General features: G+C 61.4%; 10 protein-coding genes. 6 read left to right on the forward strand and 4 right to left on the reverse strand.

Annotation, left to right across the window (positions count from 1 at the left end):
* Together ACIQ36_RS15440 and ACIQ36_RS15445 are read left to right on the forward strand one after the other, a co-directional pair.
* Positions 1–190: hypothetical protein (locus tag ACIQ36_RS15440; protein WP_395830909.1), on the forward strand; the 190-nt coding region annotated here is incomplete at its 5' end.
* Positions 191–203: 13 nt separating this feature from the next.
* Positions 204–1,373, forward strand: a complete 1,170-nt coding sequence (locus tag ACIQ36_RS15445) for an OpgC family protein (protein WP_395830911.1) — start codon at positions 204–206, stop codon at positions 1,371–1,373.
* Here ACIQ36_RS15445 and ACIQ36_RS15450 read toward each other — a convergent pair.
* The 4 genes from ACIQ36_RS15450 to ACIQ36_RS15465 are packed head-to-tail and all read right to left on the reverse strand — an operon-like array spanning position 1,370 to position 6,498.
* A complete protein-coding gene (locus tag ACIQ36_RS15450; protein ID WP_395830913.1) occupies positions 1,370–2,251 on the reverse strand; it encodes an alpha/beta hydrolase in 882 nt (293 codons plus the stop codon). The two genes, ACIQ36_RS15445 and ACIQ36_RS15450, sit on opposite strands and share 4 nt — an antisense overlap.
* Positions 2,223–3,842: a thiamine pyrophosphate-binding protein gene (locus tag ACIQ36_RS15455; RefSeq protein ID WP_395830915.1), complete on the reverse strand. Its 1,620-nt coding sequence runs from the start codon at positions 3,840–3,842 to the stop codon at positions 2,223–2,225. Before ACIQ36_RS15455 ends, ACIQ36_RS15450 begins: the two co-directional genes overlap by 29 nt.
* 1 nt (position 3,843) lies before the next feature.
* Positions 3,844–5,109 (reverse strand): CaiB/BaiF CoA transferase family protein, encoded by a 1,266-nt coding sequence (locus tag ACIQ36_RS15460; RefSeq protein WP_395830917.1) that lies wholly within the window; start codon positions 5,107–5,109, stop codon positions 3,844–3,846.
* A 15-nt stretch (positions 5,110–5,124) separates the two neighbouring features.
* Positions 5,125–6,498 (reverse strand): hypothetical protein, encoded by a 1,374-nt coding sequence (locus ACIQ36_RS15465; RefSeq protein WP_395830919.1) that lies wholly within the window; start codon positions 6,496–6,498, stop codon positions 5,125–5,127.
* A gap of 197 nt (positions 6,499–6,695) precedes the next feature.
* On the opposite strand from ACIQ36_RS15465, the gene ACIQ36_RS15470 reads away from it, so the two are divergent.
* From ACIQ36_RS15470 to fabI, 4 genes are all read left to right on the forward strand, one after another.
* Complete coding sequence (locus ACIQ36_RS15470) at positions 6,696–6,986, forward strand: hypothetical protein (protein ID WP_395830921.1); 291 nt, start codon at positions 6,696–6,698, stop codon at positions 6,984–6,986.
* A gap of 45 nt (positions 6,987–7,031) precedes the next feature.
* Positions 7,032–7,370, forward strand: coding sequence for a hypothetical protein (locus ACIQ36_RS15475; protein ID WP_395830924.1), 339 nt, complete (start codon positions 7,032–7,034; stop codon positions 7,368–7,370).
* 10 nt (positions 7,371–7,380) lie between these two features.
* A complete protein-coding gene (locus ACIQ36_RS15480; RefSeq protein ID WP_395830926.1) occupies positions 7,381–8,103 on the forward strand; it encodes a hypothetical protein in 723 nt (240 codons plus the stop codon).
* A gap of 118 nt (positions 8,104–8,221) precedes the next feature.
* On the forward strand, positions 8,222–9,040 hold the full coding sequence (fabI, locus tag ACIQ36_RS15485; RefSeq protein ID WP_395830928.1) for an enoyl-ACP reductase FabI: 819 nt from the start codon (positions 8,222–8,224) through the stop codon (positions 9,038–9,040).
* The last annotated feature ends 10 nt before the right edge of the window (positions 9,041–9,050 follow it).

The following is a 9,050-nucleotide window of genomic DNA, read 5'->3' on the forward strand; positions in this document are numbered from 1 at the left end:
TATGACCGGCGCGATTTTCTTTCATGTCGTCAGCCCGCTGGGGATTGACCCGTACAATGATGGGGCGGATTTGTTTAAGAAAGCCTGCGCGGTATGGGTGTTGGGGCTTTTTATTGCCGTCCTGCGTCGGGACGATCTGATTGCTCTGTGGACATTGGTCCGCGCAAAACGCCTCGCTTCTGCTGGCTAAGGAGGGCTTCCCCGTGTCCGTCGCGCTTGAAAGCTTGGCCCTCGCGCCCGAAAAAGCCCAGGTGTCCCCGGCGGCACTGGCGATTCCCAAACGCACACGCGACCCCCGGTTGGATGTCGTGCGCGGGATTGCCCTATTCATTATCTTCATCGCCCATGTGCCCAGCAATTGGCTGTGGAGCGTGATTCCGGCCCGCTTTGGCCTGAGCGATGCCACCGATAGCTTCGTGTTCATCTCCGGCATCGCCTCGGCGATTGCCTTCGGCGGCACGTTTCTGCGGCATGGGTTTTGGACCGGGGCTGGGCGGATTGCCTACCGCTGCGCCCAACTGACCGTCGCCCATCTGTTCTTGCTGTTCGCCATCATCGGCGTTGCCTATCAGGGTGGGATTCTGACGGGGCGCGACCTCGTCGGGGCGTTAGGCGTTGGGCATCTGCTGGCAAGCCCCGCCCAGGCGATTTCCGAAGCTTTTTGGCTGCATTGGGTGCCCGCCTCGCTCGATATCATGCCGGTCTATATCGTGCTGCTGGCGATGGTGCCCGCCATGATGCTGCTGGAAAAGCTGGATCGGCGGTTGCCGCTGCTGGCCTCCCTCGCCCTCTACCTCGCCAATGCTGCCTTTGGCCTGGATCCCATCGCCGATAGTTCGACCGGGCGGCACTGGTTGCTGAACCCGTTCGCGTGGCAGGTGATCTTCTTCCTCGGTTTTGGCTTTAAGCGCGGGTGGTTGCCCGTGCCGCCCCGCTCGTTCGTACTGACGATCCTGGCCTGGGGCATAGTCGCGGTCGGCGTGATCTACCGGGTTCTGCCGGATGGCTTCGGCCTGGGCGATGCACCGCTCTGGCACGGTTTGGGCGCGCAGCTTGATAAAACCAACGTCGATCCCTTCCGCCTCGCCCATTTCCTTGCCACCGCCTATCTGCTGCACGGGTTGCTGTTGGCAAAGCCCGAGATTGCGCGCGCGCGGCTACTACGCCCTTTTGAGCGCTTGGGCCAACAGGGGCTTTCGGTCTTCGTCGGCGGGATGATCGCCGCCAATATCGCCGGGCTGATCATTCTGGAAGTCGGCGATGGGCTGATGGGGCAGATTATCATCAACCTCGGCGGCTTCTTATCCCTCTATGGCATCGCCCGGCTGATGAGTTGGTATAAATCGGCCCCGTGGGGCGCGAAAAAAACCTAACCGGCGCAGGGTTTCAGGTGGGGGCCAAGCCAGGCGAGCGCTTCGGTTAGCCCCTGCCGCCACGTACCCCAAGAATGCCCCCCGTCGATCACGCGCAACTCCGAGGCCAACCCCAAGCGTTGCGCTTCGATATGCAGCTTAGCGCTGCCGACCAAAATTGAGGGATAGTCATCGTCCCCCGCCGCAAACCAAAGGTCTGGGCGCGAACCCGACGCGGGCAAGCCCGCCAAGGTCAGAAATGCATTGGCGGCGTTATAGCGCGCGGGCTCCATCGGTTGACCGAACACCGCCCCGAACATGCGAAACCGCGCCAAAACCGATGAATCGGCATTCGGCGGCACCGGGTCAAACAGGCTACCCGAGAGGCTGATAATCGTGCCATAGCGGTCGGGGTGGCGAAGCCCCTGCAAAACGGCCCCGAGCCCGCCCATCGACAGGCCCGCCACCGCCCGGCCCGTCCGGCATGCTTGCGTGGGCAGCCTAGCATCGATTGCCGGAAGTAGATCATCGGAGAGGGTCGTCGCAATCGGCCCGAACGCCTCGCTATCCACATACCAGCTATTGCCGACGCCGGGCATCACCGCAAACAGCGGCGGAATCACCTTGGCTTTTATCGCGGTGTCCAGAATCTCGGCAATTCCGCCGCCGGTCGGCCAATCGGTCTCGTCGCCGCGCAGGCCGTGATAGAGATAGAGCACCGGCAAACGCCCTTGCACGGTCTGCGGCACATAAAGTTGGTAGGGCAGCGCCCGCCCCAGGCGAGGACTGTCGAGGCTCTCGGCGGTGATGCGCCCCCCTGCCAGCGAAGGAGACGCCAGCAGCACTCCCGCCAGCAGAAGGGCGCGCACCTTAGAACGCGCCGCGATAGGCCTCGGCATCGACCGCCGCCGCGATCAGGCTAAAACCGTCCGCCGCAAGCGCCCGCTCCAGCGCGGCCCCGAGCGCCCCGACACTCTCGACCGTCTCGCCCGCTCCGCCGAAGGCCTTCGCCAGAGCTGCATAATCGGTACGTCCCATCGCAACCCCGGCAGGCGCGAGACCGGCTTGAGCTTGCTTGAGCGCGATCAGAGCCAGGCTCACGTCTTGCACCACCAGCACGATCACCTTTAGCCCGGCATCGCGCAGGGTGCCAAGCTCGCCCAAGGTCATTTCCAGGCCGCCGTCGCCCATGATGGCCACCACCGGCCCCGGCACCCCGGCGCGCGCCGCGCCAATCGCCAGCGGCAAGGCCGCGCCCATCGTACAAAAACCCGCCGACTGCAAGACCGAGAGCGGTCGCTGTGCCTGCCAAATCTGGCTGAATAGAATCCGATGCGCGCCACTATCCACGGTCACGGTCGCGCTCTCCGGCAAGGCGGCTTGTAAGGTTGCGAACACGGCGTGCGGCCCCCACGCGGCGGGCGATGCGAAAGCGGCGTGAAGCTCGGTGCGTGCGGCAACAGCCTGCCCTGCGGCCCAGTGCGGCGGCGGCGCGCTTTTCCCTAACGCCCAGTTGAGCGCGGCAATCGTGCCGGGCAGCGGGCCGATGACCTGTTGGTCAACGCGGTGCATCCCATGATCGGCGGGATGGGCGGTGAGGTCGATCACCTGGGCCGTCGCCGGAAACGCATCGAGCCAGCCCGCGCGCATTTCGATGGGATCATAGCCGATGGTCAGCACCAAATCGGCCTTGGCGATCAACTCCAGAAGCACTTTATCCGCCTTCGGCGACAGGCCCGCCCCGCCAAGGCTAAGCGGATGATCTTCGGGCACCAACCCCTTGGCCTTATAGGTCGTGATCACCGGAATGCGCTGCTGATCCATCAGCAGCGTCACTGCCGCCGCAGCCCCGCAGCGCGCCGCCTCGAACCCCGCGAGAATGATCGGGTGGCGGCTATGGGCAATCTTATCGGCCACCGCGCGCAAGACGGGATCATCGCCCGCCGGAACCGGGTGCAGCCGGATCGGCGGTTTGACGGGATGGGACGCAGCGGGCGCGTCTTGCGCCGCCAGCACCGGCGAGAGATCGATATGCACCGGCCCGGCGGGCGCACGAACGGCGAGCGCAAGCGCCCGGGCAATCGTTTCCGCCGCGCCCTCCGCCGCCACTTCGAAACTGGCTTTCACCAGCGGGCGCAGCAGGGCGGCGTGATCGAGAATCTGATGGGTATAGCGCCCGCGCACGCTGGCTTCGACGATGCCGGAGATGACCAGCAGCGGCACCTGTTCTTGCTGCGCGTCGGCAATGCCGTTCACCGCATTGGCCAGTCCCGGCCCGAGCGTGGTGAGCAACAGACCGGGTGCCCCCGTGACCGCCGACGCGCCCACCGCCATCATCGCCGCCGCTGTTTCGTTCCGAGCTAGGGTGAAGGCGATTCCAGCGGCCTCCAGCGCGTCCAGCATCGTCACCACTTCGCCGCCGGGCATGCCGAAAGCGTGGCGGATGCCGTGGGCGGCGAGAGTTTGGGCGATCAAATCGGCAATGCGCATCTTAAGCCTCCGAAGGGGCGGTGGACCCGAAGGCTCCCCGCGCGGTGAAATCCTGAAGTTCCTCGGCGCTTAACCCCAGAAGCCCCGTGAGCACCGCGTGCCGATCTTGATCGAGATGCGGCGGCGGGCGGTCGTAGGCCACAGGCGTACGGCTGAACTTCAGCGGGTTGCCCAGAAGCCGAACCGGCCCGGTTTCCCCCGGCCCGTCCAGCGTCACTACCATCTCACGCGCCTTGGTGTGGGGGTTGTCAAGGGCTTCCGCGACACTCGCCACCGGCCCGGCGGGAACTTTGCACCGCTCCAACCGCGCCGACCAGCCCGCGACGGTATCGCCCGCGAGCGCCGGGAGCAGCGCTTCTTCCAAGGCATCGACCGCGCTAATGCGGTCGCGGTTGCGGCGAAAGCGCGGATCGTCGGCAAGCTTGAGCAGCCCAAGTTCGGCGACAAAGCGGCGAAACTGCTCATCGTTCCCCACCGCCACCACAATATACCCATCGGCAACACGATAGGTTTGATAGGGGGCGATATTGGGGTGACGGTTGCCCAAGCGCTGCGGCACGCGGTCCGACACCAGATAATTGGTGGCGGCATTGATGAGCCAGGAGAGCTGGGAGTCGTAGAGGGCGAGATCAATCATCTGCCCCTCGCCGGTCGTATCGCGGTGGCGCAGGGCGGCGAGCAGGCCGACGGTGGCATACAGGCCGCAAACGACATCGGCAATTCCAACGCCAACCTTAACCGGCTCCCCGCCCTTGGCGTCGGGCTGGCCGGTGATGCTCATGATCCCGCCCATCGCCTGCACGAGAAAATCATAGCCGATCCGGTCGGAATAGGGGCCGGTTTGCCCAAAGCCCGAAATGGAACACCAGATCAGATCGGGCTTAATCTGCTTCAACGCTTCATAATCGAGGCCCCGGCGCGCCAGATCGCCCGGCTTATAATTTTCGATCACGACATCGGCACTGGCAACCAAGCGGCGGATGAGATCGGCCCCCGCCTCGGTGGCAAGATCGATAGCGACCGACTGTTTGTTGCGATTGGCACAGAGATAATAAGCCGATAAATCCGTCTCATCCCCCGCGCCGTCTTTTACGAAGGGCGGCCCCCAGGTGCGCGTATCGTCGCCCGTGCCGGGGCGTTCGATCTTGATGACCTCCGCCCCCAAATCGCCCAGCAACTGCGTGCAGGTCGGCCCAGCCAGGATCCGTGACAGATCGAGCACGCGCACCCCTACGAGGGCACGCGGCGAAAGGGGGGAAGCCGTCATTCAGACTCCGTCAGCTCAGGCGTGATGCCGCCACCGGGGCGGCTCCTGCGGTACGGTAGCGACCGGCGGGACTGTCGCCAAGGTCTGAAACATGCGCTCGGCGAACCGATCCACCCGCCGCCGCTCCGCCCGCAGGCGCAGCAAGGTGGCAGCTTCGCGGCGATTGCCCTGCCGGGCGGCGCTCTGGGCGAGAGCCCGCATAAACACGTCGCGCTGGGCGTGGCTACCGCCTAACAGCGGGAGCCGTTCGGCCAGTTCCGGCAAATCGAGCCGGGGACGCTGCCCCTGTGCCGTCCGCAGCAGGGTTTGGGCCAGATCGCGCGCCACCTGGCCCGCCACCCGCGCTTGATCGCCCGTACCCTCGGCCCGTGCGCCGATCATCGCCACACAGTCGCGCGCGCTGGCAAAATCGCCGGTTGCCAGCAACGAGAGCAGGTGATGCAGGGCGGCAAACATATAGGTTCCATCGGTCTTGCGGTGCCGCGCCCGGTCCGCCAACTCTTCCCAGCGCGTGCCAACGGGAATCCCCTGTTCGGTCAAGCGCCAGAGCAAGGATGCGGCATTGGTAATGTCGCGGAAATCATCGGTCGGCTGGGCGCGGATTTCCGTATCATAGAGGTGCAAGGCCGCGTCGGAATCCCCCTGTTCCAAATGGAACAAGCCTTGGTGCCAGGACAAATGATAGGCGAAATTATTGCAGCCGGTCCACGACGCGCGCTGGTCGTCGATCCAGGCAATCCCATCGGCGGGCTGATGGCGCATTTCGTACACATGGGCAACGGCGTGAATGCCCCAAGCGTCTTTCGGCTCGGCGAGCGCGGCGGCGCGCCCGGTGCGTTCGGCCTCCTCGTAGCGCCCGGCTTCTTCGAGCCCAAAGGCGTGACAGCCGAGGAAATAGCCGTAGCCATCGAGCGCCGGATCATAGGCTGCGACCAGCGCTTCCGTGCGCTTCAACATGCCGGCGAGATCGCCAACCATGAAGCGCAGTGCGTGGCTGAGTTTCAGCGGTAAAAACACCGTGGGGCGCGCGTCGGTGATCGTTTCCAGCAGATCCGCCGCCGCGTGGAATTTGCCCTCAATGGCGCGGCGGAGGGCGAAGACCAATAAGGTTTCATCCTCCGAGCCGCCGCCCTTGGCTTGAAGCGCTTGTTCTGCCGACAAGAGCGCTGCCTCCGCCCCGAACTGAAGCTCCGAACGGGCGAGAATGAGTTGCGCGAAACCCTTCAAACAATGGGCCGCCACCAACTGCGGATCGGAAGCCAGCGCCTCAGCCAAGGCCACCCCGGCACCGGGGCGATGGGCGGCCACTTCCTCCGTCGCGCGCTCGAAGGCCGCGACAGCATCGGGATGCTCGGTGGTGTGCGCCAGCCGGAAAACATCTTGGATCATCTCACGCTCCTGCGGTAGGGCCGGTCGTCGGCGCGGTCTGATCCTGTTTCGCCAGGGAATGAGGGAAGGTTACACAGGAAAGTGTGGGGTAATTGCGGCGGGCCATATTTCCGCCCCGCTCTGCCCGGTCAAGGAGATGTTCTGGACCCGCACACACTGGAAATGCGATGGTTGTACAACTTTTGAGGGGCTGCCGGATGCTGCGCTTTGTGTTTCTTGCAGGTGTCTTGATCCTGAGCGCTTGCGAGCCTGAGTCTGAGCCTGCACAAGCGCTTACAGCGTGTGAGGAGCATTACTACGAGCGCTTTCGCGCACCGCGAATAGATACGATTATGACAACAAACCCCAGCGAGTTCGATGTTGCGCCCTCTGAAGCTCGCTTGCATTTTTATCTTGAAGGTTGGGAGACGGCAGTCAAACGCACCGTTGTCGGAGTCGGCACTCAATTAACATTTTGGGAATATAATTGGTCAGAAACCGAAGACTAATGCCTTTATCATAGAGTATTTTCAAAATTAAAAATAGGAAAAAACATGAATTACCCAATCGAAGAAATTGCTAACAATTATTTCAAAGATTATGTCACCATAATTAATAATAAGAAAATTTTATCTATTTTAAACAAAGACTATGAAACAATATCATTAATTTATTTTCGGAATGATAAAAATAATTACTGCACTATATTTCGAACCTTCTGGGAAGAAAAACACAGCGTCACATCCTCAAGCAGTATAAGCGGCTCTTTATGCACATCAAAAAATCGACCAATGCCCCAAGATGCTCTTGAAACGATACTAACGCACATTACGCATTTGCTCGGCCCCTCCGATCCCCCGCTCGATATCGGCACCATGCCGATCCCCCAATAAGGCGCTCGCTATGATCCGGATTACTGCCCTTACACTCTGTCTCGGGTTGATGGGATGCCAAAGTGGCCCGGCACCAATGCCGGTATCGGCTCCCCCGAATGCTCAAACCGCCTGCGAAGAGCACGACCGCGAGAACTTCAAAGCGCCGCCGAGACAAATTCCACGAATCCCCAATCGCGGTGAATTCGACACGCCCCCCTCGAATGCGTCAATCGGATTTTACCTGAAGGGCTGGAGCAATGCCCCCAAGCGGGTGATACGGGGTCGCGCAGCAGTTATGGCCGTTTGGCAGTATAGTTGGTCTGAAACTGAGGATTATTGCCTGTTTCATTTAAATTATACCGAGCTAAAGAGCGTATTTAAACCCGACGATGCACCCTTCAAGCCATTTATGAATGCTGGCAAACTCTACGCAGTAAGGCGTGAGAATTTTCAAGCCTTGGGTAAGGATTATGAAATTTTTCATGGTGTTTACCTGAAAGACGGGAAGCTCAATTATTGCAGCCAATTCCGATCTTATTGGCGGAATGAGGGAAAATATGGTGATCTATGGCAAAATATGTTTTCAGGTTGGCTCTGCACCTCGCGCCACCGCCCTATGCCGCCGGACGCGCTGAAAATACTGCTGACCCATATCACCTACAAAACAGCCGAGGAAATGCCGCTGCCTGAGGATATTGTCCGCATGCCCGTCCCCGAAGCGCCATCTGTTCCGCTGATTATGGTTCCCTAACCCCAATAGGCCCCCTCACCAAGCAAGCTTTGCCCCGCCGCGCGTCATCCGTTAGGATGCGCCGCGCTTTTGCCCCCGGCGGGCTCGAAATTCGGTGTTTAGACAAGGAAAAGAGTGAATGGTCTCTGCTGCTCCCCTGATGCAAGGTAAACGCGGGCTGATTATGGGCCTTGCCAACGATAAATCGATTGCCTGGGGCATTTCGCAGGCGCTCGCGGCGCATGGGGCGGAGTTGGCCTTCACCTTCCAGGGCGAAGCGCTGGAAAAGCGCGTGCGGCCCCTGGCGGCGCAACTGGGCGCGACGGAAATTCTGCCCTGCGACGTGAGCGACCTCGGCTCGGTCGATGCCGTCTTCGCCCATCTCGAAAAAGTGTGGGGCAAGCTCGATTTCGTCGTTCACGCTATCGGCTTTTCCAATAAGGAAGAGTTGAAGGGAAAATATGTCGATACCAGCCTCGATAATTTCCTGCTGACCATGAATATCTCGGTCTATTCCTTCACTGCGGTCGCCCAGCGCGCGGCGAAGCTGATGACCGATGGCGGCAGTATGCTGACTCTCACCTATTACGGTGCCGAACGGGTGATGCCGCATTATAACGTGATGGGCGTGGCGAAAGCGGCGCTGGAAGCCTCCGTCCGCTATCTCGCCGTCGATCTCGGCGGGCAGAATATCCGCGTCAATGCCATGTCGGCCGGCCCGATGAAGACGCTCGCCGCCTCCGGCATCGGCGACTTCCGCTATATTCTGAAGTGGAACCAGTATAATTCGCCGCTGAAACGCAATACCACGCTGGAAGACGTGGGTGGCTCGGCGCTGTATCTGCTGTCCGACCTCTCCAGCGGCGTGACCGGCGAAACCCATCACGTCGATAGCGGCTATCACGTCGTCGGTATGAAGGCCGTGGACGCGCCCGACATTAATGTTTCGAAGGACTAAGCGGCAAAAC

This window comes from Elstera sp. (assembly GCF_044372965.1).
Taxonomy (GTDB): Bacteria; Pseudomonadota; Alphaproteobacteria; order Elsterales; family Elsteraceae; genus Elstera.